At 61.2% G+C, this 24137-nt stretch carries 18 protein-coding genes and 1 other RNA gene; 14 read left to right on the forward strand and 5 right to left on the reverse strand.

Annotated elements, in window-relative coordinates:
- Together xdhB and xdhA are read right to left on the reverse strand one after the other, a co-directional pair.
- Positions 1-2388 (reverse strand): xanthine dehydrogenase molybdopterin binding subunit, encoded by a 2388-nt coding sequence (gene xdhB / locus AOA59_RS07865; protein WP_099486725.1) that lies wholly within the window; start codon positions 2386-2388, stop codon positions 1-3.
- A complete protein-coding gene (xdhA, locus tag AOA59_RS07870; RefSeq protein ID WP_099486727.1) occupies positions 2381-3829 on the reverse strand; it encodes a xanthine dehydrogenase small subunit in 1449 nt (482 codons plus the stop codon). Before xdhA ends, xdhB begins: the two co-directional genes overlap by 8 nt.
- A gap of 280 nt (positions 3830-4109) precedes the next feature.
- Here xdhA and AOA59_RS07875 point away from each other — a divergent pair, with 280 nt between their 5' ends.
- From AOA59_RS07875 to AOA59_RS07915, 9 genes are all read left to right on the forward strand, one after another.
- The gene (locus tag AOA59_RS07875; RefSeq protein ID WP_065929863.1) at positions 4110-4769 is read left to right on the forward strand and encodes a GntR family transcriptional regulator; all 660 of its coding nucleotides are present in this window, start codon (positions 4110-4112) and stop codon (positions 4767-4769) included.
- A gap of 2 nt (positions 4770-4771) precedes the next feature.
- Entirely contained in the window at positions 4772-8260 is a 3489-nt protein-coding gene (gene smc, locus AOA59_RS07880; RefSeq protein WP_099486728.1) for a chromosome segregation protein SMC, read from the forward strand.
- A 259-nt stretch (positions 8261-8519) separates the two neighbouring features.
- Positions 8520-9383, forward strand: a complete 864-nt coding sequence (gene zipA, locus AOA59_RS07885) for a cell division protein ZipA (RefSeq protein WP_056861545.1) — start codon at positions 8520-8522, stop codon at positions 9381-9383.
- A gap of 87 nt (positions 9384-9470) precedes the next feature.
- Complete coding sequence (gene ligA, locus AOA59_RS07890; RefSeq protein WP_099486730.1) at positions 9471-11828, forward strand: NAD-dependent DNA ligase LigA; 2358 nt, start codon at positions 9471-9473, stop codon at positions 11826-11828.
- Between the two features lie 161 nt (positions 11829-11989).
- Positions 11990-13156: a putative zinc-binding metallopeptidase gene (locus AOA59_RS07895; protein ID WP_065929860.1), complete on the forward strand. Its 1167-nt coding sequence runs from the start codon at positions 11990-11992 to the stop codon at positions 13154-13156.
- Positions 13157-13395: 239 nt separating this feature from the next.
- Positions 13396-13492: signal recognition particle sRNA small type (gene ffs / locus AOA59_RS07900), an RNA gene on the forward strand.
- Between the two features lie 206 nt (positions 13493-13698).
- Positions 13699-14610 (forward strand): N-acetylmuramidase family protein, encoded by a 912-nt coding sequence (locus AOA59_RS07905; RefSeq protein ID WP_218177926.1) that lies wholly within the window; start codon positions 13699-13701, stop codon positions 14608-14610.
- A 156-nt stretch (positions 14611-14766) separates the two neighbouring features.
- Entirely contained in the window at positions 14767-15813 is a 1047-nt protein-coding gene (locus tag AOA59_RS07910; RefSeq protein WP_058422082.1) for an N-acetylmuramidase family protein, read from the forward strand.
- Position 15814: 1 nt separating this feature from the next.
- Positions 15815-16408: a hypothetical protein gene (locus tag AOA59_RS07915; protein WP_099486732.1), complete on the forward strand. Its 594-nt coding sequence runs from the start codon at positions 15815-15817 to the stop codon at positions 16406-16408.
- Here AOA59_RS07915 and AOA59_RS07920 read toward each other — a convergent pair.
- Complete coding sequence (locus tag AOA59_RS07920; RefSeq protein ID WP_017134792.1) at positions 16405-17268, reverse strand: LysR family transcriptional regulator; 864 nt, start codon at positions 17266-17268, stop codon at positions 16405-16407. The two genes, AOA59_RS07915 and AOA59_RS07920, sit on opposite strands and share 4 nt — an antisense overlap.
- Positions 17269-17370: 102 nt before the next feature.
- Between AOA59_RS07920 and AOA59_RS07925 the strand changes: the two genes are divergently transcribed.
- Positions 17371-18330 (forward strand): DMT family transporter, encoded by a 960-nt coding sequence (locus AOA59_RS07925; protein ID WP_069788021.1) that lies wholly within the window; start codon positions 17371-17373, stop codon positions 18328-18330.
- Here the strand turns inward: AOA59_RS07925 and AOA59_RS07930 are convergent.
- Together AOA59_RS07930 and AOA59_RS07935 are read right to left on the reverse strand one after the other, a co-directional pair.
- Positions 18244-18615: a VOC family protein gene (locus AOA59_RS07930; RefSeq protein ID WP_099486734.1), complete on the reverse strand. Its 372-nt coding sequence runs from the start codon at positions 18613-18615 to the stop codon at positions 18244-18246. The genes AOA59_RS07925 and AOA59_RS07930 overlap by 87 nt on opposite strands.
- Positions 18616-18669: 54 nt before the next feature.
- Complete coding sequence (locus AOA59_RS07935; protein WP_099486736.1) at positions 18670-19461, reverse strand: amino acid ABC transporter substrate-binding protein; 792 nt, start codon at positions 19459-19461, stop codon at positions 18670-18672.
- A 133-nt stretch (positions 19462-19594) separates the two neighbouring features.
- Here AOA59_RS07935 and dnaX point away from each other — a divergent pair, with 133 nt between their 5' ends.
- From dnaX to recR, 4 genes are all read left to right on the forward strand, one after another.
- Positions 19595-21685 (forward strand): DNA polymerase III subunit gamma/tau, encoded by a 2091-nt coding sequence (dnaX, locus tag AOA59_RS07940; RefSeq protein ID WP_099486738.1) that lies wholly within the window; start codon positions 19595-19597, stop codon positions 21683-21685.
- Between the two features lie 46 nt (positions 21686-21731).
- Positions 21732-22070 carry a YbaB/EbfC family nucleoid-associated protein gene (locus AOA59_RS07945; RefSeq protein WP_003175481.1) on the forward strand — a complete coding sequence of 113 codons (339 nt, stop codon included), beginning with the start codon at positions 21732-21734 and terminating at the stop codon, positions 22068-22070.
- 181 nt (positions 22071-22251) lie between these two features.
- Positions 22252-23286 carry an NADP-dependent oxidoreductase gene (locus AOA59_RS07950; RefSeq protein ID WP_099486740.1) on the forward strand — a complete coding sequence of 345 codons (1035 nt, stop codon included), beginning with the start codon at positions 22252-22254 and terminating at the stop codon, positions 23284-23286.
- Positions 23287-23352: 66 nt separating this feature from the next.
- A complete protein-coding gene (recR, locus tag AOA59_RS07955; protein ID WP_099486741.1) occupies positions 23353-23955 on the forward strand; it encodes a recombination mediator RecR in 603 nt (200 codons plus the stop codon).
- Positions 23956-24137: the final 182 nt, after the last annotated feature.

Genomic DNA, 24137 nt, shown 5'->3' on the forward strand with positions numbered 1-24137 from the left:
TCAAGCCAGTTCAGTCTCAACGGCCTTTGCAGCGCTCAACTGCCGCATCTGCTCGCAGCCCCACAACACCCGCTCCGGCGTCGCCGGTGCGTCAATCTTCGGCTGATGGCGATAGTCACCCAAACTCGCCACGGCATCCTTGATCGCACACCACGACGCAATCCCGAGCATGAACGGCGGCTCGCCCACGGCCTTGGAATGGAACACCGTGTCTTCCGGGTTCTTGCGGTTTTCCACCAGCTTCACACGCAAATCCAGCGGCATATCCGCCACGGCCGGGATCTTGTAGCTGGCCGGGCCGTTGGTCATCAGCTTGCCCTTGTTGTTCCACACCAGCTCTTCCATGGTCAGCCAGCCCATGCCCTGGATAAAGCCGCCTTCGACCTGGCCGATGTCGATGGCCGGGTTCAGCGAGGCGCCCACATCGTGAAGGATGTCGGTGCGCAACATTTTGTATTCGCCGGTCAGGGTGTCGACGATCACTTCGCAGCACGCCGCGCCGAACGCGAAGTAGTAGAACGGCCGACCCCGCGCCTGGCTGCGGTCGTAAAAGATTTTCGGGGTCTTGTAAAAGCCGGTGCTCGACAGCGAAACCTGGGCGAAATACGCCTGCTGGATCAGCGCCTCAAAGGTCAGGATCTGATCGCGCACGCGCACGTGGCCATTGTGGAACTGCACGTCCGCTTCACTCACGTCGTACTTGCGCGCAGCAAACTCCACCAGGCGCTGCTTGATGGTTTCGGCAGCGTTCTGCGCGGCCTTGCCGTTCAAGTCGGCACCGCTGGAGGCGGCGGTTGGCGAGGTGTTGGGCACCTTGTCGGTGTTGGTGGCGGTGATCTGCACGCGGTCGATCTCGACCTGGAATATTTCAGCCACCACCTGCGCGACCTTGATGTTCAAACCCTGGCCCATCTCGGTGCCGCCGTGGTTCAGGTGGATGCTGCCGTCGGTGTAAATGTGGATCAGCGCACCGGCCTGGTTGAGGAAACTGGCGGTAAACGAAATACCGAATTTCACTGGCGTCAGTGCCAGGCCTTTTTTCAGAATCGGGCTGTGGGCGTTGTACAGGCGGATCGCTTCGCGGCGCTCGGCGTATTGGCTGCTGGCCTCAAGCTCGGCGGTCATTTCCTCGAGCATGTTGTGCTCGACGGTCTGGTAGTAGTGGGTGACGTTGCGTTCGGTCTTGCCGTAGTAATTGACCTTGCGCACCGCCAACGGGTCCAGCGCCAGATGGCGCGCAATGGCGTCCATGACTTCCTCGATGGCAACCATGCCTTGCGGGCCGCCAAACCCACGATACGCGGTGTTGGACGCGGTGTTGGTTTTGCAGCGGTGGCCGTTGACGGTGGCGTCGCCCAGATAATACGAGTTGTCGGAGTGGAACATGGCGCGGTCGACAATCGAGTTGGACAGGTCCGGCGAACAACCGCAGTTGCCCGCCAGGTCCAGATTGATGCCGTGCAGGCGGCCGTTGTCGTCAAAGCCCACGTCGTATTCGATATAGAACGGGTGGCGCTTGCCGGTCATCAGCATGTCTTCGACACGCGGCAGGCGCATCTTGGTCGGCTGGCCGGTCAGGCGTGCAACCACCGCGCACAGGCACGCGGGGCTTGCGGCCTGGGTTTCCTTGCCGCCAAAACCACCGCCCATGCGGCGCATATCCACGACGATTTTATTCATCGACACGTCGAGTACTTCGGCCACCAGCTTTTGCACTTCGGTGGGGTTTTGCGTGGAGCAGTAGACGATCATGCCGCCGTCTTCGGTGGGCATGACCGAGGAAATCTGGGTTTCCAGGTAGAAGTGTTCCTGGCCGCCGATATGCAGGGTGCCCTGGATACGGTTTTTCGCGGTGGCCAGTGCGCCCGCCGAATCACCGCGTTGGTGGGTGTGGCTGTCGAGCACAAAGTGCTTGTTGCGAAAGGCCTCGACCACGTCCAGCACCGGTTCCAGGTCTTCGTATTCGATCACCGCCGCCATGGCCGCTTTGCGCGCGGTTTCCAGGTCGCGGGCGGCCACTGCCAGCACCACTTGGCCGACAAACTGCACGGTGTCGATGGCCAGCAACGGGTCGCCGGGCATCAGCGGGCCGATGTCTTTAAGGCCTGGCACATCTTCGTGGGTGATGGCGATGCGCACGCCGTCAAAGGCGTAGCAGGGCGCGGTGTCGATGCTGATAATGCGCGCATGGGCGCGGTCGGACATGCGCGCATACAGGTGCAACTGGTTAGGAAACTCCAGGCGATCATCGATGTACTGCGCTTCACCGCTGACGTGCTTGGCGGCGCTGTCATGTTTGACGCTGCGGCCGACCCCCGAGGTCAGGTCCTGGGCAAACAGCTCGGCGAGTTCGGCCTGGGTTTTAACGACGGCGTGATGGTTAGACATAAGCGGTCACCCGAGTCTCGATGTGCGGTGTTTGCAGTTCGATGAAGTATTTGCGCAGCAGGTTCTGTGCGCTGAGCAGGCGGTATTCCTTGCTGGCGCGGAAGTCCGACAGCGGGGTGAAATCCTGGGCGAGGGCGGCGCAGGCTCTCTCCACCGTGGCGGCGTTCCAGGTCGCGCCCACCAATACGGTTTCGCAGCTTTTCGCGCGTTTGGGCGTGGCGGCCATGCCGCCGAACGCCACGCGGGCGGCGCTGATCACACCGTTGTCGATCTTCAGGTTGAAGGCCGCGCACACGGCGGAAATATCATCGTCCAGGCGCTTGGAAACCTTGTAAGCCCGGAACAGCGCGTGGCCCTTGGGCACGATGATCTTCTCGATAAACTCACTGTCCTGGCGGGCGGTGACGCGGTAGTCGATAAAGTAATCTTCCAGCGCCAAGGTGCGACGGGTGTCGCCCTTGCACAGCACGATCTGCGCGCCGAGGGCGATCAGCAGTGGCGGCGAATCGCCGATGGGCGAGGCGTTGCCGATATTGCCGCCCAGGGTGCCCTGGTTGCGGATCTGCAGCGAGGCGAAGCGGTGCAACAAATCGCCGAAGTCCGGGTATTCGTGGTGCAGCGCGCCGTAGCAGTCGGACAGCGGTGTGGCCGCGCCGATTTCCAGGCGGTCGTCGAACGACTCGATGCGCTTCATCTCTTCAATGTTACCGACGTAGATCATCACCGGCAGCACGCGGTGAAACTGCGTGACTTCCAGCGCCAGATCAGTGCCGCCCGCCAGCAAGCGCGCCTGCGGGTAGGCGTCGTAGAGGTCGGCCAGGTCGGCCACGGTGAGCGGCACCAGGCAGCGTTTGTCGCCGCTGTTGAGTTCACCGGTTTGCGTGGGCGCGATGGCTTTGAGGCGGGCGATGGTCTCGGCCTGGCGGCTGTCGAACTGATCCACCGGCTTGTTGCAGCAGGCCTGTTCGGCGGCGGCCAGAATCGGGCGGTAACCGGTGCAACGGCACAGGTTGCCGGCCAGCGCTTCATGGGCTTTCTGGCTGTCGGGGGCGTCGCTGTTCTTTTGCAGGGCAAACAGCGACATCACAAAGCCTGGGGTGCAAAAGCCGCATTGCGAGCCGTGGCACTCGACCATGGCTTGCTGCACGCTGTGCAGTTGGCCTTGATGCTTGAGGTCTTCGACGCTGATCAGTTGTTTGCCGTGCAATGACGACACAAACGTCAGGCAGGAATTGAGGCTGCGATAGCGGATCTGCTCCGCACCTTGAGTGTCGGTGTGCAATTCGCCGACTACCACGGTGCACGCACCGCAATCGCCGCTGGCGCAGCCTTCCTTGGTACCGGATTTGCCCAAATGCTCGCGCAAATAGTTGAGCACGGTCAGGTTGGGGTCCAGGGCGTGCTCGCTACGGAGTTCCTGGTTAAGTAAAAACTGGATCACGGAAGGCCTCGCAGACTCATTATTGTTGTTAACCGCTTTGCGCCGAATCTAGTCATGTCTGACTTTTCGGTCAACGGTTTTCTGACCAGAAGGTCAAGAAATTGCGATCGCAACCCTTTCAATTATGGTCCAGTCTTCTGGAACCGGTGTTTTTGCTGGCTTTTGGCTTTTCAGCGTTGCTTATTTCATGCCAAATTCGCGCCTGTGGGCGTAGCGCCATCAGCCAGCCAATGCGCTACACTGCCGCGCTTGTACCGATAGCAGATTTTGAAGGGAAAACATGACGTTCAAGGCGCCGGACAGTCTCGCCGAGCAAATTGCTCACCACCTCGCCGAACGTATCATTCGCGGCGATCTCAAGCCTGGGGAGCGGATCCAGGAACAGAAAGTCACGCTGGCACTGAATGTCAGCCGTGGCTCCGTGCGTGAAGCTTTGTTGATCCTCGAGCGCCGCCACCTGATCGCGATCCTGCCGCGCCGTGGCGCCCACGTCACCGAACTCACCGCGCACAAGGTGCAGAGCCTGTGCACGCTGATGGGCGAGTTGTACATCCTGCTCGGCAATTCGGTGGCTGAAGGCTGGAAGGTCCAGGCCGACATGGCGCCGTTCCTGCAGATCCAGCAACGGTTGGTGGCCAGTTTCGAGCGGCAGGACATCCGTGCCTTCGTCGAAGAAAGCTTCAGTGTGATGCGCGCCGCGTACCCCTTCGCCAACAACCCGTACTTGCAGGAAACCGTCGAAAACCTGCAGCCGGCGATGAACCGTGCCTATTACCTGGCCCTGGACCAGCGCAAGGCGGAGATGAGTGAGTACCTGACGCTGTTCGAGCACCTGCTCGCGGCGGTGCTCGCCCGTGATCTGCCGCAGATCCGCCAGGTGCTGTCGGCCTATTGCGAGCGCAGCAGCTCGCTGGTCATCGCTGCGTTGGCAGGCGCCTAAGCGTGCGGCTCAAGTGCATCAAACTGGCGGGGGTCAAATCCTTCGTCGACCCGACCACGGTGAACTTCCCCAGTAACATGGCGGCGGTGGTCGGGCCCAATGGTTGCGGCAAGTCGAACATTATCGATGCCGTACGTTGGGTGATGGGCGAGAGCTCGGCAAAAAACCTGCGTGGCGAGTCGATGACCGACGTAATCTTCAACGGCTCCACCAGCCGCAAGCCGGTGAGCCAGGCCAGCATCGAATTGGTGTTCGATAACTCCGATGGCACCTTGATCGGTGAATATGCGGCCTACGCGGAAATCTCGATCCGCCGCAAAGTGACGCGCGACAGCCAGAACAGTTACTTCCTCAACGGCACCAAATGCCGTCGACGTGATATCACCGATATTTTCCTCGGTACCGGCTTAGGCCCGCGCAGCTACTCGATCATCGAGCAGGGCATGATCTCCAAGCTGATCGAAGCCAAGCCCGAAGACCTGCGCAACTTTATTGAAGAAGCGGCCGGCATCTCCAAGTACAAAGAGCGCCGCCGCGAGACCGAAAACCGTATCCGCCGCACCCACGAAAACCTCGCCCGCCTGACCGACCTGCGTGAAGAGCTGGAGCGTCAACTCGAACGCCTGCACCGCCAGGCCCAGGCCGCCGAGAAGTACCAGGAATACAAGGGCGAAGAGCGCCAGCTCAAGGCGCAACTGTCGGCCCTGCGCTGGCAGGCGCTCAATGATCAGGTCGGCCAGCGCGAAGCGATCATCGGCACCCAGGAAATCAGCTTTGAAGCGCTGGTGGCCGAGCAGCGCAATGCCGACGCCAGCATCGAGCGCTTGCGTGACGGTCACCATGACCTGTCCGAGCGCTTCAATCTGGTGCAGGGGCGGTTCTACTCGGTAGGCGGCGATATTGCCCGGGTCGAGCAGAGCATCCAGCACGGCCAGCAGCGCCTGCGGCAGTTGCAGGATGATTTGAAAGAGGCCGAACGCGCGCGGCTGGAAACCGAGTCGCACCTGGGCCACGACCGCACCTTGCTGCTGACGTTGGGCGAAGAGCTGGACATGCTCACGCCCGAGCAGGAAATCACCAGCGCCGCCGCCGAAGAGGCCGCCGCCGCGCTGGAAGAAGCCGAAACCACCATGCACGGCTGGCAGGAACAGTGGGACACGTTCAACCTGAAATCCGCCGAGCCGCGCCGCCAGGCTGAGGTGCAGCAATCGCGCATCCAGCAACTGGAAACCAGCATGGAGCGCCTGGCCGAACGCCAGCGCCGCATGCAGGAGGAGCGCGCGTTGCTCGCCGCCGACCCGGAAGACGCGGCGATCATGGCGCTGAGCGAGCAACTGGCCGAAAGCGAAATGACCCTGGAGGAGCTGGAGGCCAGCGAAGAACAACAAGTGGAGCGCCTGGAGCAATTGCGTCAGCAACTGCAACAGGCGACCCAGGCCCAGCAGCAGGCCCAGGGCGATTTGCAGCGGCTCAACGGGCGCTTGGCGTCGCTTGAAGCCTTGCAGCAGGCCGCGCTGGACCCAGGCACCGGCACCGCCGAATGGCTGCGTGACCAGCACCTGGCCGAGCGTCCGCGCCTGGCCGAAGGCTTAAAAGTTGAAGCGGGCTGGGAGCTGGCGGTCGAGACCGTGTTGGGCGCCGACCTGCAAGCCGTATTGGTGGATGATTTTGGCGGTTTCGACCTGGCCGGGTTTGCCCAGGGCGATTTGCGTTTGCTCAGCCCCGCAGCCGATGGCACGCGGGTGCCGGGCAGTTTGCTCGACAAGGTTGAGGCGGCGGTTGATCTGGCGCCGTGGCTGGGCCAGGTCAAACCGGTTGAATCATTGGAGCAAGCCCTGGCCCAGCGTGGCCAATTGGGCGCCGGCGAAAGCCTGATCAGCCGGGATGGTTACTGGGTTGGCCGGCACTTCCTGCGTGTGCGTCGTGCCAGTGAGGCCGAGAGCGGCGTATTGGCCCGTGGCCAGGAAATCGTCAACCTGGGCGCCGAACGCGAAGAGCGCGAGGCCACCCTTGAAAGCCTGGAAACCGAACTGCAAACCCTGCGGGCCACTCAGCGCCAACAAGAGACCGGCCGCGAACACCTGCGCCGCCTGTTGCAGGACGAAGCGCGCCAGCAAGGCGAATTGAAAGCGCAGTTGTCGGCGAGTAAGGCGAAGGCCGAGCAACTGACCCTGCGCCGCACCCGCCTCGACGAAGAAGTGGCCGAGATGGGCGAGCAGCGCGCCCTCGAACACGAACAGATCGGCGAGGCGCGCCTGCACTTGCAGGAAGCCCTCGACAGCATGGCGCTGGATACCGAGCAGCGCGAGCTGCTGCTGGCCCAGCGCGACAGCCTGCGTGAACGCCTTGATCGCGTGCGCCAGGAAGCCCGTCAGCACAAAGATCACGCCCATCAGTTGGCAGTGCGCCTGGGCTCGTTGCAGGCCCAACACACCTCCACGCGCCAGGCCCTTGAGCGATTGGAGATGCAGTCCGAACGCCTGACCGAAAAGCGCGAGCAACTGAGCCTCAACCTGGAGGAGGGCGAAGCGCCGCTGGAAGAATTGCGCCTCAAGCTCGAAGAGTTGCTCGACAAACGCATGACCGTCGACGAAGAACTCAAGACCGCGCAAATCGCCCTGGAAGACGCCGACCGCGAACTGCGCGATGCCGAGAAGCGCCGGACTCAGGCCGAGCAGCAATCCCAGCTGATTCGCGGCCAGCTCGAACAACAGCGCATGGAGTGGCAAGCCCTGACCGTGCGCCGCAAGACCCTGCAAGACCAGCTGCTCGAAGACGGCTACGACCTGCACGGCGTGCTCACCACCTTGACCGCCCAGGCCAACGAAAAAGACGCCGAAGAAGAACTCGAGCGCATCGCCGCGCGTATCCAGCGCCTCGGCGCGATCAACCTCGCAGCCATCGACGAATACCAGCAGCAGTCCGAACGTAAACGTTATCTGGACGCCCAGGACGCCGACCTGGTCGAAGCACTGGACACCCTGGAAAACGTGATTCGCAAGATCGACAAGGAAACCCGTAACCGCTTCAAAGATACCTTTGATCAGATTAATGGCGGTTTACAGGCGTTATTCCCGAAAGTTTTCGGTGGAGGCAGCGCCTACTTGGAACTGACGGGCGAAGATCTACTCGATACAGGGGTGACGATCATGGCGCGGCCGCCGGGCAAGAAGAACAGCACCATCCATTTGTTGTCCGGTGGCGAAAAGGCCCTGACCGCATTGGCCCTGGTATTTGCGATCTTCAAGTTGAACCCGGCGCCGTTTTGCATGCTCGACGAAGTTGACGCGCCGCTGGATGACGCTAACGTTGGACGCTACGCTCGGTTGGTTAAGGAGATGTCCCAGACCGTGCAGTTCATCTATATCACCCACAACAAGATCGCCATGGAAATGGCCGATCAGTTGATGGGCGTGACGATGCACGAGCCGGGTTGTTCGCGATTGGTGGCGGTGGATGTCGAAGAAGCGATGGCGATGGTGGAATCCTGAGCCGGGCCTGGAAAGGATTTTGGTAGGGCGATGTAAGGCGATTTACCGGTCTGGCAAAAGTGGCAAATGGACATATTTGTTCAAGGCATTTTGACAGACGGTGTAAAGTTATCTTGGGTCGTGCTAGTTTAATGTCAAATTTTCGTATGCGTGGGCAAAACGTCAGTCAGAACATAGAGTTGGCGCCACGTTTTAAAGCGGTTTGGACGTTGCTAAACCCCTTATTTTTCAGCATTTTTTATTAGAGGCACGGGATTACATGGAAATCGGTCTGCGCGAGTGGCTGATCGTCATCGGCATTATTGTCATTGCCGGTATTCTTTTTGATGGCTGGCGCCGCATGCGCGGTGGCAAGGGCAAGCTCAAATTCCGTCTGGACCGTAACCTGTCCAACTTGCCCGACGACGACGGCAGCGCCGAGCTGCTGGGGCCGCCCCGTGTGCTGGATACCCATAAAGAACCGCAACTGGACGAGCATGACTTGCCGTCGATGAGCGCGCCGGTGCGTGAAGCCCGCGAGCCGTCGTCCAAGCGAGGCAAGCGCGCCAGTGCCGCTGTGGCCGAGCCGCATCAGGGCGACCTGAACCTCGACGTTGACGAAGGCCCGAGCTTCAGCAGCCGTGATGATGACTTCCCCGATGAAAACGTCGGCAAGCCTGCAGCGCGCCAGTCGGTAAACGATCAGCCGGCCGCCGAAGAGGTTTTGGTGATCAGCGTGATCTGCCGCGACGCCGCCGGCTTCAAAGGCCCGGCACTCCTGCAGAACATTCTCGAAAGCGGCCTGCGTTTTGGCGAGATGGATATTTTCCACCGCCACGAAAGCATGGCCGGTAACGGCGAAGTGCTGTTCTCCATGGCCAACGCGGTCAAGCCGGGCACTTTCGACCTGGACGATATCGACCTGTTCAGCACCCCGGCGGTGAGCTTCTTCCTTGGTCTGCCAGGCCCGCGTCACCCGAAACAAGCGTTCGACGTGATGGTGGCCGCAGCCCGCAAGCTGTCCCAGGAACTCAACGGCGAACTCAAGGACGACCAACGCAGCGTTCTGACTGCCCAGACCATCGAGCATTACCGTCAGCGCATCGTCGAGTTCGAGCGTCGCGCCCTGACACAAAAACGCTGAGGATTGGTCTTCAGCGTTGTCAGTAGAATAAGCGCACTAACATATTGAGCAGCTTCGGCTGCTCTTTTGCTTTATGAGAGAACACCCATGACCGCCGCCCACACCCGCATCCTCGAACTGCGCGCTGAACTGGATCAGCACAACTACCGTTACCACGTCCTCGACGAGCCGAGCATTCCGGACGCCGAGTACGACCGGCTGTTCCATGAACTCAAGGCCCTGGAAGCCGAGCACCCGGAACTGGTGACGCGTGATTCACCGACGCAGCGGGTCGGCAGTGCGGCGTTGTCGGCGTTTACCCAGGTCAAGCACGAGATTCCGATGCTCAGCCTGGGCAACGCCTTCGATGAAACCGCCATGCTCGAATTTGATCGCCGAGTGACCGAAGGTCTCGACCTGCCGGTGGGTGATCTGTTTGGCGGCGGTGCAGCGGTGGAATACAGCTGCGAGCCCAAGCTGGACGGCCTGGCGGTCAGCCTGCTGTATCAGGACGGCGAGCTGGTGCGCGGCGCCACGCGTGGCGATGGCACCACCGGCGAAGACATCAGCGTCAACGTGCGCACCGTGCGCAATATCCCGTTGAAACTGCACGGCAGCGGCTGGCCGGCGACCCTGGAAGTGCGCGGCGAAGTGTTCATGTCCAAGGCCGGCTTCGAGCGCCTCAATGCTTCGCAACTGGAAGTGGGCGGCAAGACTTTCGCCAACCCGCGTAACGCCGCCGCCGGCAGCCTGCGTCAGCTGGACTCGAAGATTACCGCCAGCCGTCCGCTGGAGTTCTGCTGCTATGGCGTGACCACGGATATCAGCGACACCCATATCGGCAACCTGCAACAACTTCAGACGTGGGGCATGCCCATCAGCCATGAGCTGAAGCTGGCCAAGGGCATTCAGGATTGCCTGGCGTACTACCGCGATATCGGCGAGCGGCGTAACAGCCTGGCGTATGAAATCGACGGTGTGGTGTTCAAGGTCAACAGCATTGCCTCCCAACGTGAGTTGGGTTTCCGCGCCCGTGAACCACGCTGGGCCATCGCGCATAAATTCCCGGCCATGGAAGAGCTGACCGAACTGCTCGACGTGGAATTCCAGGTCGGCCGCACCGGCGCTGTAACCCCGGTGGCGCGCTTGAAGCCGGTCAAGGTCGCCGGTGTAACGGTGTCCAACGCAACCTTGCACAACATGGACGAAGTCGCGCGCCTGGGCCTGATGATCGGCGACACGGTGATCATCCGTCGCGCCGGGGATGTGATCCCGCAAGTCGTCTCGGTGGTCACCGAGCGCCGCCCGGAAAACGCCCGCGCCGTGCAAATCCCTGAAAGCTGCCCGGTGTGCGGCTCCCATGTGGAGCGTACGCAATTGGTCAAGCGCAGCAAGGGCAAGGAAACCGTCAGCGAAGGCGCGGTTTACCGCTGCGTCGGGCGCCTGGCCTGTGGCGCGCAGCTCAAGCAGGCGATCATCCATTTTGTGTCGCGCCGCGCCATGGACATTGACGGCCTGGGCGACAAAACCATCGAGCAACTGGTGGATGAAAAACTTATCGGCTCGCCAGCTGACCTCTACAAACTCAAATACGAGCAGATCATCGACCTGGAAGGCTTTGCCGATATTTCCAGCAAGAAGCTGATCACCGCCATCGAAAACAGCAAGACCCCGACCCTGGCGCGGTTTATCTACGCCTTGGGCATACCGGATGTGGGCGAGGAGACCGCCAAGGTGCTCGCGCGTTCGCTGGCGTCCCTTGAGCGCGTGCAGCAGGCCTTGCCCGAAGTGCTGACGTACTTGCCGGACGTGGGCCTGGAAGTGGCCCACGAGATTCACAGCTTCTTTGAAGACCGCCATAACCAGGACGTGATTGGCGCGCTGCTGTCGCCGGATGAATGCGGCCTGCAATTGCAGGATCAGGGCGACCTGAGCGCCGAATTCGCCGCCAGCACCACCCTGGGCGGCTTGCTCGACAAGCTGCACGTACCCAGCGTAGGGCCTGGCGCCGCGCAAAAACTCGCCGACAAGTTCGCCAGCCTCGAAGGCGTGATCAAGGCCGACTGGCTGGATATGCGCCAGGCGCTGCCCGAGAAGCAGGCCAAGGCGGTGCGCGAGTTTTTTGATAACCCGGACAATGCCAGCCATGCCCTGGCCATTGAGCAGCAGCTCAAAGACTTCGGTATGCATTGGCAGAGCGAGAAGAAGGTCGTCGAAGGCTTGCCGGAAGCGGGGCATACCTGGGTGCTGACCGGCTCCCTGGAGCTGATGAGCCGCGACGTGGCCAAGGACAAGCTCGAAAGCCTGGGCGCCAAGGTGGCCGGTTCCGTCTCGGCCAAGACCCACTGCGTGGTCGCCGGGCCGGGCGCGGGCTCCAAGCTGGCCAAGGCCTCCGAGCTGGGCCTTAAGGTGCTGGACGAAGAGGCCTTTGTCGCCTTCCTGGGCAAACACAACATCAGCGTCTGATGATCGTTCCCACGCTCCGCGTGGGAATGCAGCCCTGGACGCTCTGCGTCTGCTCTTGAACCTCGTGACGCAGAGCATCACCGCAGGCATTCCCACGCAGAGCGTGGGAACGATCCTTCACGGTAAATGATCTAGTCTTGGTCACCCAGGGAGAGATCACCATGTTCCGCTACTTCGAGCAACTCAGTACGCGCATCGCCGCACCGTTCATGGCCGGATCCTCGCGCAGCAGCAAGGTGTGGCAATGCCGCTGCGGCCAGTCGCTGTTCTTTCGCAACAGCCAGTGCCTGGTCTGTTCTGCGCTGTTGGGCTATCAACCCCAGCAAAGCCGGCTGTCGTCGCTACAGCCCGGCCCAGTCGCCGGCACATGGCTACAGGACGATAACCTCGACGCCGGCGCCTTCCGTCGCTGCGCCAACCTCGACACCCCAGCCGCCTGCAACTGGCTGATTCCGGCCCACAGCACCGCGCCGCTGTGCGTGGCGTGTAGCCTCAACCGTACCATCCCTGACCTGTCGATCCCGGAAAACCCCGAACGCTGGCGCAAAGTCGAAACCGCCAAGCGCCGGTTGGTGGCGCAACTGATCAGCCTGGGCCTGCAAGTGGTGCCCAAAAGTGTTGACGAAGACAGCGGCCTGGCCTTCGATTTCGTCGGCATCGACCTTGAAGGCAACGCACCCACCACCGGCCACGCCAACGGCCTGGTCACCCTCGATATCAAGGAAGCCGACGACGCCCACCGCGAGAAAGTGCGTGTGCAAATGCGCGAGCCGTATCGCACGTTACTTGGCCATTTTCGCCACGAAGTCGGCCATTATTACTGGGACCGGCTGATCGCCAACAGCCATTGGCTTGAACCGTTTCGTAGCCTGTTCGGCGATGAACGCGCCAGTTACGCCGAGGCGCTCGACCAGCATTACCAAAACGGCCCACGCCCCGACTGGCAGCAAACCTGCGTCAGCGCCTACGCGACCATGCACCCCTGGGAAGACTGGGCCGAAACCTGGGCTCACTACCTGCACATGATGGACGCCGTCGATACCGCGCTGGGCTTTGGCATGAGCGCCCGCGAGATGGACCTGGATTACCAGCCGTTCCCGCTGACCACGCTCTTTGAGCCCGAACACCCTGGCGGCCCGGCCTTCCTGTCGTTCGTCAACGCCTGGATCGAACTGGCCGGCATGCTCAACGAACTGTCACGCAGCATGGGCCAGCCGGATTTCTACCCCTTTGTGTTGCCGCCTGCGGTGATCGCCAAGCTGCACTTCATTCACTTGGTGATTCAGGAGGAGGGCGGCAGGGCCGATGAAGTGGTGCAAGCACAGTAATCCGCCCGATGTGGGAGCTGGCTTGCCTGCGATTGCGCTGTGTCAGTCAACGAATGCCCCAACTGATAGACCGCAATCGCGGGCAAGCCCGGCTCCCACAGGGTTCTGCGGGGTTATCGAGGTGGTGGACAAGTGCTTGAGCCCCTTCATATTTTTAATCGGGAACAACGGTTGTAACTTCCGATGAGATCGGTACAATGGCGCGGCTTGCCGAGAGGCCAGCGTCGTTATGGTGACCCCATCGGTCCCCCCGCAACGATTACCCGTGAACCTGGTCAGAGCCGGAAGGCAGCAGCCACAGCGGGAACATTGTGTGCCGGGGTGTGGCTGGTGGGGTTGCCTCCATAACGCTCTTCCTTGTTTTCACCCTTCCTGTTTCAAATCAAACACTCTTTCACTCGCTCATCTGCCATTTTTTGCGCAGCGTGACGGCTTTGTGCTGGAAAACTTTCAGTTGCCTGCTAGCGTCATTCTTGTAAGCGACCCTGTGCTGGAGTAGTGAAGATGTGATGGCACTCCTTTGATCCATTAAGGTGATTGCCATGCCTGCACTTCTCAGTGCTTCAGTCGGTACCCCAGGCAAGGCGCGTAATGTGCCTGCTGATGTTCAGTACATTCAGCGCCTGTTTAACCTGATTACACCCCACCCCGCTTCGCGGCTGGTGGAAGATGGCAAGTGCGGTCCGCTGTTATTACAGCGCATCAACGACTATCAGGTGAATCGTCTCAAGTTCAGTAACCCCGATGGGGTGATTGACCCGGCAGGTCGCACGTTCAGCAGCCTGGTCGAAGACGCGAGCAAGGCCAACCCAGGCGCGCCACCCCGTCGGCAGTTAGTCACCCAGGCCACGTGTGACGGTCGTATCACCCTCACCGATGCTGACTTTCAGAGCGCCGCCACAGCATTGGGTAATGGTGTTTCAGTGAACCTGATCAAGGCGTTCGCCACGGTGGAGTCCGGTGGACGTTCCGGGTTCGGGCCGGCCAAAATGCCGGTGATCGCCTACGAGGGCCATATCTTTCGCAAGTACACGCAACAAAAGTACGACAGAGCCTACCCGTTTCTCTCATACCCTTATCTGGAAAAGGCTGGCCCGCAATGGTGGGCTAACAACAGGGATCAAACCAAGGCCTGGCAGACGCTGGCCGATGCATTCGAGTTGGACCAGGAGGCAGCGCTGATGTCGGCGTCCTACGGCATGTTTCAGGTCATGGGCTTCAACTTTGCGGCGTGCGGATTCAAAAACGTGTTTGATTTTGTTGCGGCGATGAAACTCAATGCCGGCCAGCAATTGATGGCGTTCGTTGGTTTTTGCCGCAAGAATCCGGCCTTGCTCAACGCCATGAAGAATAAGGACTATGCCGGCATGGCGCGCAATTACAACGGCAAAGACTATGGCGACTACGATCGGCGGATTCAGCGCGCCTACGAGGCGCTGGAAAGGAAAAAGTAGCGGCGTATGACGGGTGTTTCACAACGTGCAAAGCGCCCACTGGACAACCCAAAACCATCTTGTTAGTTTCCGCCAGCCATTTGTTTCAATTCATGACAAGTGTGCTGCGCTGATATTGAAGTGCTATCACTTCTTTAATTAACAAGGATGTCTGTGATGAAAAGCCTGCCAGGGTTGCCCCGTCTTATCAGTGCTTCAGTGGGCGCGCCGGGTAAAGCGCGCAATTTGCCCGCCGATGTTCAGTGCATTCAGTATTTATTCAATTTGATCATTCCCAAGATGGGCTTTGCGCTGGCCGAAAACGGTAAGTGCGATGGGCAATTGGTGCAGTGCATCAGCCAGTATCAGTTCCGGCATCTCAAATATGCGCACCCCGATGGCGTGATCGACCCCACCGGCCGAACCTTCAACAGCCTGATCGAAGAAGCGGTGAAAGTGCCGGTAAAAGCCTTCCCGGCGATGCGCATTCCCAGCTTTCTCAACGCGTTTGGCAATAACGGCGGCGATGCGGTCCAGGCCACAGTCAATGTGTACCTGGAGCGCATGCGCGCCATGATCGAAGCCGAGCGGCGCAACCGGCAGTTGATGCTCCAGGCCACGTGCGATGGCGGCATGACGCTGACCGATACCGACTTTCAGAGCGCTGCCACCCAGTTGGGCAGCGGCATTTCGGTGAATATCATCAAGGCGTTCGCTACGGTCGAATCCGGCGGGCGTTCCGGATTCGGGCCGGCCAAGTTGCCGGTGATTGCCTTTGAAGGCCACTTGTTTCGCAAGTACACCAAGCACATCTATGACCAGGCGCACCCGCTGCTGTCTTACATCTACGTGAGAAAGGCCGGACCGCAGTGGCAGGTCAATAACAAGGACCAGACCAAGGCCTGGGAGACCATGGCTACCGCGTTTGCGCTGGATCAGGAGGCGGCATTGATGTCGGCGTCCTGGGGCATGTTTCAAATCATGGGGTTCAACTACACCTCCTGCGGTTACAAGACGGTGTTTGAATTCGTTGCCGCCCTGAAGATCAATGCCGGTAACCAATTAAAAGCGTTTATCGGTTTTTGCAGCCAGAGCCCGGCCCTGATCAAGGCCATGAAAGATAAAGACTACGTGGCCATGGCGCGTAACTATAACGGCAAGGATTACGGCGACTACGACAGCCGTATCAAAAAGGCCTACGAAGCATTGGAAGGGAAGAAATAAGATGAGCCGTTTTCTAGCGATGAGCGTGTTGTCGTTTTGCGCCTTGGCGCCAACCTTGGCAGGTGCCGCCGAGCTGCATTCCGGCAAATACGAAGGGCTGATGCTGGCGGTCACGCCTGAGCATCAGGTCGAAGGTTACTACGCAGAAGAGCTGGGCGAGGGTGTGACCCGCAGTTGCACGTTCTACCTGCAGGGCCAGCCTGAAGCGCTCACCACCTGGCTCGACAAGGCGTACCCCGGCAGCGTGGCAGCGTCCTCCGACGGCGTGACCTTGACGGTAGAACAGGGGCGCGAGCATCCCGGTTGTGTCAGCGTGTTGATGCCGGAAATCGCCACCGGCCTGGACCTCACCCAAACCGCCAGCAAGCAATGGATCGGCCTGGTGACCGTGACGGCCGACAAGGCTTACCTGCTGAAAAAACCAGGCGCTGAAGCCGCCAAGCGCGCGTATATCGTCAAGGACGATGTGGTCGGCGTTCTGGGGTTCAAGGACGGCTGGGCCAAAGTCGAATTCACCAATGCCAAAGACCATACCTACACCGGCTGGATCAGCCAAAACCAGTACGCACGCTTGGTTGCGCCGCAAGCCGACTAGCCGAACGTCTCCCGCAGCAGCCCGGCAAACGCATCCCGTGCCAGGTGGCGCTGGGTGTCTGTGTGCCAGAACAGCAGGTTGTCCACGGCCTGCAATTCCTCGAACCGGTAGGAGGCCAGTTGGTTGGCCTGCTCATAGCGGGCCAGGATGCCTTCCGGCGCCAACGCCACGCCAATCCCTGCACTGACGCAACCAATGATGGTGCCCCAACTGGCATAGCTGGCGATGCTTGGTTTGAAGGCGTGCGGTTTGATCCAGTTCTCCAGCGCCGCGCGATACGGACAACCGGGCGGCCACACCAGCAAGGTGCGGCCTGCCAAGTCTTCGGCACTGTTGATCGGCGCGCTGGAGGCGCTGGCGATCAGCACCAGGCGTTCGCTGTAGACCACGCTGTGTTCGAGCTTGGCGCGCTTGCCGCCCGAGGCCACCAGTGCCACATCGAGGCGATGGTGTTGCAGGTCGTCGAGCAGTTGCGCCCAGGCGCCGGTGACCAGCTCCAGGCTGACGTCCGGGTAGCGCCGGTGGTATTCGGCCAGCAGCGGCGGCAGGCGGCCACTGGCGCTGGATTCCACCGCGCCGATGCGCAGCGTGCCGCGTGGAATGGCGTTGGCATCCACTGCGCGTTTGGATTCGTCCACCAGCGCCAGGATGCGTTCACAGTAATCGAGAAAGATTTCCCCGGCGGCACTGATGGCCAGCCCACGGCCCGCGCGAATAAACAGCGGCGTGCCCAACTCGCTTTCCAGCTGCTTGATGCGTGTGGTGATGTTGGATGGCACGCAGTGCAATTGCAGCGCGGCCTGGGCCACGCTGCCGGTTTGGGCCACGGCGCGCACCATTTTCAGTTGGGCCAGTTCCATTGCTCAGTTCCAATGATTTCAGAAGTCAGAAACGCTTAATTGTCCTGCGCCTTGCGCGGCTCAAGACTGACGGTATTCCCTCTCTGTATCTGGATGCCGTCGATGAATGCCCCGTCACCCGTAAAGCTTACGCTAGTCATCGCTGGCGTGATTCTCTGTTGGGCTTATTCGCCGATTGGCGTGCACATGGGGCTGCACAGCTACAGCCCCGGCCAATTGGCGCTGCTGAGGTTTCTGATCGCCTCGGTGTTCATGGGCGGCATCGCCCTGGCGGCAGGCATCGGCCGGCCGCGTGTGCGGGATTTGCCGTGGTTGCTGGTGTTGGGGTTTTTCGGCGTGTTCCTGCACCACACCAGCCTCAACTACGGGCAACAATGGGTGACGGCGGCGGCATCGAGTGTGCTGGCGCAGTCGGCGCCGCTGTTCAGTGTGGTGATCGCGTTTTTCTGTTTGAAAGAACGGGTCAGCGCCTGGCGGTGGGGCTGCGTCTTGCTCGGCTTGTTCGGTGTGCTGGTGGTGATCTGGGGCGATCATGGCGTCGGTGATATCGACCCGCGCGGCTTGCTGATCCTGCTGGCTGCCGTGTCGTGGAGCGTGTATTTCGCCATCCAGAAGCATTACGCTCATCGCTATAGCCCACTGACCATGGCGTGTTACATGGTGTGGGCGGGCACCTTGATGCTGTGCGTGAACCTGCCGGGCTTGCCGGCTGCCGTGGCCCAGGCGCCGTTGCCGGAGAACCTGTCGGTGCTGGTATTGGGGATTTTCCCCAGCGCCCTGGCGTACCTGGCCTGGGGTTATGTACTCAAGCACGTTGACGTCAGCCGCGCCACGGTGGCGATGTACCTGATACCGCCGGTGGCCATGCTGATGGCTTCGACCCTGCTGGGCGAGCACATTGCCCTGCAAGTGATACTGGGCGCGGTGATCGTGCTGGCCAGTGTCGCCGCCATCAGCCTTGAAGGGCGCTGGCGCTCAATCGCTCAGGCTGAACGCGCGCAGCCGGTGGCCGTCGAGGTCCTCGGCGACAAAGGTGTAGCCGAAGTCCAGGTGGGTCGGTGACTGGATGATGGTCGCGCCGCGTTCTACCCACTGAGCGTGCAGGGCGTCCACGGCGGCTGGGTCCGGCAGCGAGAACCCTACTTCGCTGCCGCCGCCGGTGAGGTCGGCCGCGGGCTCCACGGTATGACGCGACCACAGCCCCAGCTTGACGCCGTTGTCGAGAATGAACAGGGCGAACGTCGGGTTCAGTTCCACAGGCGGCTTGCCCAGCAGGCGGCTATAGAAGTTGGCGCTGGTGGCCGGGCTGTCAACGTAGAGCAGGAAGTAATGGGCGACGGTGTGCATGCAGGCTCCTTGGGAACGGGCGGTTAAGTGAGCCCAGTCTAAGGCGCGGCCCTGTCAGTTTTTGTCAGGAGCGTTCTTGTCAGGAGAGCTTTTGTAAGGAGTGCGCAGCGGTCGCGCATTCTCCCCGGTGTAGAGTTTGATCAGGTCGTCGATCTCGCCCGACATTTTCATCCGCAGCAGCGTGCGCAAGATCCGTTGCACCGGCACATTCGGGTCATTGCGCACGATGCAGCCCAGGTTTTGTTCATCGATCACCGCGACTTCGTGCAGCCGCAGGCTTGGGGGCACTTTCAGGTTGAAACGGTCCAGGGTCCATTCGTTGATCACGGCGTATTCGAAACGCGCCGCCACCAGCTTATGCAGCACCAACTCTTCGCTGCGCGAGTCGTCGCGGGTCAGTTGGCCGCTGGCGAACAGCGGTTCGAGGACGGCATAGCGGTAGTTGAGCACCGTGCCAATGGCCTGGGGTGCCAACTTGGCCACCTGAACAGGCGGCGCGTGGGCACTGGCCAACACATTGCGCTGCACCATCAAGGGCACGCTCCAGGTGTAGTCGCCGGACAGGTTGCCGAGCCAGTCCTGGGCGACATAGCAACGCACATCGACCTCAGCACGTGCCATCGCACCGGCCAGACGTGCCCGCGCCAACACGTGAAACTCGGCCGGCCGCCCGACCTGGGTGGCCAGGCTCAACATCAAGTCATACAAAATGCCCTGGGTGGGCTGGTCACCTTCTATCTGGGCCATGGGCATTGCCCAGCTGTCGGAAACCGAAAAACGCAACGGTGCGGGCGCCGCCAGGCAAGCAACAGATATCATCCATAAAGCGCCCAGGACTACGCGCATACACTCTCCGGGTTCAGGCCTTTGTGGGGCCATTCAGGAGAGCTTAGTCAGATTAGACGAGCGTGCCGGATGCAATTTCCCCCTTGCTCCGCTAGCATTACCGGCTTCCGCTTCCCAGTTGCGACGGTTTTCGATGAGTTATCAGGTTCTTGCACGTAAATGGCGCCCGCGCTCGTTCCGCGAAATGGTCGGCCAGACCCATGTGCTCAAGGCTCTGATCAATGCCTTGGACAGCCAACGGCTGCACCACGCCTACCTGTTCACCGGTACTCGCGGGGTCGGCAAGACCACTATCGCGCGCATTATTGCCAAGTGCCTGAACTGTGAAACCGGCATCACGTCGACACCCTGCGGCACTTGTTCGGTATGCCGCGAGATCGACGAGGGGCGTTTTGTCGACCTGATCGAGATCGACGCCGCGAGCCGCACCAAGGTCGAAGACACCCGCGAGCTGCTCGACAACGTGCAGTACGCGCCGAGCCGTGGGCGCTTCAAGGTCTACCTGATCGACGAAGTGCACATGCTCTCCAGCCATTCCTTCAACGCGCTGTTGAAAACCCTGGAAGAGCCGCCGCCCTACGTTAAGTTCATCCTGGCCACCACCGACCCGCAGAAACTTCCTGCAACGATCTTGTCGCGGTGCCTGCAGTTTTCCCTGAAAAACATGACGCCTGAGCGCGTGGTCGAGCATTTGACCCATGTGCTCGGCGTCGAGAACGTGCCGTTCGAAGACGACGCGCTGTGGCTGCTTGGCCGGGCTGCCGATGGTTCGATGCGTGACGCCATGAGCCTCACCGACCAGGCTATCGCCTTTGGTGAAGGCAAGGTTATGGCCGCGGATGTGCGCGCCATGCTTGGCACGCTGGACCACGGCCAGGTGTTCGACGTGCTGCATGCGCTGATCGAAGGTGACGCCAAGGCGCTGCTCGAAGCCGTGCGCCACTTGTCGGAGCAAGGCCCGGACTGGAATGGAGTGCTCTCGGAAATCCTCAATGTGCTGCACCGCGTGGCCATCGCCCAGGCGTTGCCCGAAGGTGTCGACAACGGCCATGGCGACCGCGACCGCGTATTGGCGCTGGCCCAGGCGTTGCCGGCCGAAGACGTACAGTTTTATTACCAGATGGGCCTGATCGGTCGCCGGGATCTGCCTCTGGCGCCAGACCCGCGCGGCGGCTTTGAAATGGTCTTGCTGCGGATGCTGGCCTTCCGGCCCGCCGACTCGGCAGACGCACCGAGACAGCCGCTAAAGCCAGTGGGGATCAGCCAGGCCACAGTTGATTCCGCCAAACCAGTGGCTGGCGCGGCGGTAGTCGCGCCAGTAGTGGCTGCACCTGAACCTGCGCCGGTTGCGCCTGCGCCGGCGCCCGAGCCTGTGGTTGCCGCGCCGGTGATCGAGCCCGCGCCGGTGGTTGAGCCTGAACCTGCGCCCGCGCCCGTGGTTGACCTGCCCTGGAACGATCCGGTCGACACAGAAGCTGAACCTGAGCCTGAACCTGAAGTCGAGCAAGTGCCTGCCGTGGAACCCGTGCTGGAAACCACCGGCGAGCAGCCCGCGTTGACGCCGATGCCCACGCCGACCCCGGACAGCGCGGTGCCGGACGCGCCGGAATGGGTGTCGGCACCGGCCCCCGAGCCGACTGTCGCGCAGGTGGACGCTGCCACGCCGGGTATCGACCTCGATGACGAGCCGCCGCTGGACGAAGATTACATCGAGCCGGACATGGATTCGGCCTACAGCTACCTGGACGACCTGGCCAGCGAGCACACCGCCGAGCCGGCCCCCGAGCCCGAAGCCGAACCCGCTGCCGCTCCGGCCACCGGCCTGGCGTTGCAATGGTTGGAATTGTTTCCTAAATTGCCAATCTCCGGCATGACCGGCAGCATCGCCGCCAACTGCACCTTGATCGCCATCGAGGGCGACCACTGGCTGTTGCACCTGGACCCGGCCCACAGCGCCTTGTTCAACGCGACCCAGCAACGCCGACTCAACGATGCGCTGAACCAGTACCATGAACGCACGCTGACCATCGCCATCGAACTGATCAAGCCGGAGCAGGAAACCCCGGCCCAGGCGGCGACCCGTAAGCGCATCAACCGTCAGCGTGAGGCCGAAGACTCGATCCATGGCGACCCGCTCATCCAGCAGTTGATGCAACAGTTCGGTGCGGTGGTGCGTCACGATACTATTGAACCTGTCGAAGCCCCGGTGCCCCAAGCGTCATAAAACCGGGCTACTAATTGATTGATCCACGTACTTTGAGGTGATTCCCATGATGAAAGGTGGCATGGCCGGCCTGATGAAGCAGGCGCAGCAGATGCAGGAAAAGATGGCCAAGATGCAGGAAGAACTGGCCAACGCCGAAGTCACCGGTAAAGCCGGTGGCGATATGGTCAGCGTGGTGATGACCGGTCGTCACGACATCAAGCGCGTAAGCATCGACCCAAGCGTGTTGCCAGGCGTGGGCGAAGATGACCTGGAAATGCTCGAAGCGCTGTTCGCCGCAGCCGTCAACGACGCCGTGCGCAAGATCGAAGCCAACAGCCAGGAAAAAATGGGTGGCGTGACTGCCGGCATGCAACTGCCGCCGGGCATGAAGCTGCCGTTCTGATTGTGCAGCGTTAGCTAGACTCAAATGCCAGGCATCGCGCCTGGCATTTTTGTTTGTGGTGTGATCGTTCCCACGCTCTGCGTGGGAATGCCGCCCCAAGACGCTGCGCGTCTAATATGAACCCTGGCGCGGCACGCAGGGTCTGCACCCTATACCGAAAGATTCGTTAAAGGAGCCCCTCATGCCTCAAGAGCCCATTCTCAACCAACGCATTGTCCTGGTCTCGCGCCCGCAAGGCGCGCCGACCCCGGAAAACTTTCGCCTGGAACGCGTGAACCTGCCGGAATTGGCCGATGGCCAAGTGCTGCTCAAAACCCTGTACCTGTCCCTCGACCCCTACATGCGTGGACGCATGAGTGACGCGCCGTCCTACGCAGCTCCGGTGGAAATCGACGAAGTGATGACCGGTGGTGCCGTCAGCCGAATCGAACAATCGCGTAACCCGAAGTTCGGTGTAGGTGACCTGGTAGTAGGTTCCACCGGCTGGCAGAGCCATAGCATATCTGACGGGCACAACTTGATCCCGGTGCCCAAAGGCCTGGCCAGCCCCTCGCTGGCGCTGGGTGTATTGGGTATGCCCGGCATGACCGCCTACATGGGCCTGATGGATATCGGCCAGCCCAAGGCCGGGGAAACCTTGGTGGTGGCGGCTGCCTCCGGCGCGGTGGGCTCGGTGGTCGGGCAGGTTGCCAAGCTCAAAGGCTTGCGCGTGGTGGGGATTGCCGGCGGTGCGGACAAGTGCCGTTATGTGGTCGACGAGCTGGGTTTTGACGCCTGTATCGACCACAAGAGCGCCGATTTTGCCCAACAGCTGGCGTTGGCCTGTTTCAAAGGCGTGGACATCTACTTTGAAAACGTTGGCGGCAAAGTCTTCGACGCCGTGCTGCCGCTGCTCAACCCCAAGGCGCGCATTCCGCTGTGCGGCCTGATCGCCGGCTACAACGCCCATGAAGCGCCCAGCGGCCCTGATCGGCTGCCGGCACTGCAACGCACCTTGTTGACCAAGCGCGTGCGCATCCAGGGCTTTATCGTGTTCGATGACTATGGCGATCGCCAGCCGGAATTCCTCAGCGCCATGGCGCCATGGGTGCGCGACGGTAAGATCAAGTTCCGCGAAGACGTGGTCGATGGCCTGGAACAGGCGCCCGAAGCCTTTATCGGTTTGCTCGAGGGGCGCAACTTCGGCAAGTTGGTGGTGCGCGTCGCGCAGGATTGAGCATTTGACGCTAATCCGAGGCGCGGGTATAAACCGCGTCTCGTTGTTTTGTCGGACCCTTCGCCCATGAGCTTCAGCCCCCTGATTCGCCAACTGATCGACGCCTTGCGCATTTTGCCGGGCGTGGGCCAGAAAACCGCCCAGCGTATGGCGCTGCAACTGCTGGAGCGTGATCGCAGCGGCGGCACGCGGTTGGCCCAGGCCTTGAGCCAGGCCATGACCGGCGTGGGCCACTGCCGCCAGTGCCGCACCCTGACCGAAGAAGACCTGTGCCCGCAATGCGCCGACCCGCGCCGCGACGACACGCTGCTGTGTGTAGTGGAAGGGCCGATGGACGTGTATGCCGTCGAGCAGACTGGCTATCGCGGGCGCTACTTCGTGCTCAAGGGGCATCTTTCGCCGCTGGACGGCCTGGGGCCGGAAGCCATCGGCATCCCGCAACTGGTGACGCGCATTGAAGAGCAGGGCACGTTTACCGAGGTTATCCTGGCGACCAACCCGACGGTGGAAGGCGAGGCGACCGCGCATTACATCGCCCAACTGCTGACCAACAAAGGCTTGATCACCTCGCGTATCGCCCATGGCGTGCCGTTGGGTGGCGAGCTGGAATTGGTGGATGGCGGCACGCTGGCGCATTCGTTTGCCGGTCGTAAACCGATCGCGCTTTGATGCGATACAGATCGTTCCCACGCTCTGCGTGGGAACGCCGTCACGGACGCTCTGCGTCCGCTCTAAAGTAGTGACGCGGAGCGTCACGGGATGCATTCCCACGCAGCGCGCGGGAACGATCAGGCTAAATCTCGCTGCACTTGATAACCAAGCAAGCGCTTGGTAAGTTCTCTCCACCTCAC

Source organism: Pseudomonas sp. 2822-15 (genome assembly GCF_002742515.1).
Taxonomy (GTDB): domain Bacteria; phylum Pseudomonadota; class Gammaproteobacteria; order Pseudomonadales; family Pseudomonadaceae; genus Aquipseudomonas; species Aquipseudomonas salomonii.

Bases quoted from the DNA above. Each gene is read 5' to 3' on its own strand.
- xdhB (WP_099486725.1), bottom strand. From the start codon at position 2,388: ATGTCTAACCATCACGCCGTCGTTAAAACCCAGGCCGAACTCGCCGAG.
- AOA59_RS07875 (WP_065929863.1), top strand. From the start codon at position 4,110: ATGACGTTCAAGGCGCCGGACAGTCTCGCCGAGCAAATTGCTCACCAC.
- zipA (WP_056861545.1), top strand. From the start codon at position 8,520: ATGGAAATCGGTCTGCGCGAGTGGCTGATCGTCATCGGCATTATTGTC.
- ligA (WP_099486730.1), top strand. From the start codon at position 9,471: ATGACCGCCGCCCACACCCGCATCCTCGAACTGCGCGCTGAACTGGAT.
- AOA59_RS07895 (WP_065929860.1), top strand. From the start codon at position 11,990: ATGTTCCGCTACTTCGAGCAACTCAGTACGCGCATCGCCGCACCGTTC.
- AOA59_RS07905 (WP_218177926.1), top strand. From the start codon at position 13,699: ATGCCTGCACTTCTCAGTGCTTCAGTCGGTACCCCAGGCAAGGCGCGT.
- AOA59_RS07910 (WP_058422082.1), top strand. From the start codon at position 14,767: ATGAAAAGCCTGCCAGGGTTGCCCCGTCTTATCAGTGCTTCAGTGGGC.
- AOA59_RS07915 (WP_099486732.1), top strand. From the start codon at position 15,815: ATGAGCCGTTTTCTAGCGATGAGCGTGTTGTCGTTTTGCGCCTTGGCG.
- AOA59_RS07920 (WP_017134792.1), bottom strand. From the start codon at position 17,268: ATGGAACTGGCCCAACTGAAAATGGTGCGCGCCGTGGCCCAAACCGGC.
- AOA59_RS07925 (WP_069788021.1), top strand. From the start codon at position 17,371: ATGAATGCCCCGTCACCCGTAAAGCTTACGCTAGTCATCGCTGGCGTG.
- AOA59_RS07930 (WP_099486734.1), bottom strand. From the start codon at position 18,615: ATGCACACCGTCGCCCATTACTTCCTGCTCTACGTTGACAGCCCGGCC.
- AOA59_RS07935 (WP_099486736.1), bottom strand. From the start codon at position 19,461: ATGCGCGTAGTCCTGGGCGCTTTATGGATGATATCTGTTGCTTGCCTG.
- dnaX (WP_099486738.1), top strand. From the start codon at position 19,595: ATGAGTTATCAGGTTCTTGCACGTAAATGGCGCCCGCGCTCGTTCCGC.
- AOA59_RS07945 (WP_003175481.1), top strand. From the start codon at position 21,732: ATGATGAAAGGTGGCATGGCCGGCCTGATGAAGCAGGCGCAGCAGATG.
- AOA59_RS07950 (WP_099486740.1), top strand. From the start codon at position 22,252: ATGCCTCAAGAGCCCATTCTCAACCAACGCATTGTCCTGGTCTCGCGC.
- recR (WP_099486741.1), top strand. From the start codon at position 23,353: ATGAGCTTCAGCCCCCTGATTCGCCAACTGATCGACGCCTTGCGCATT.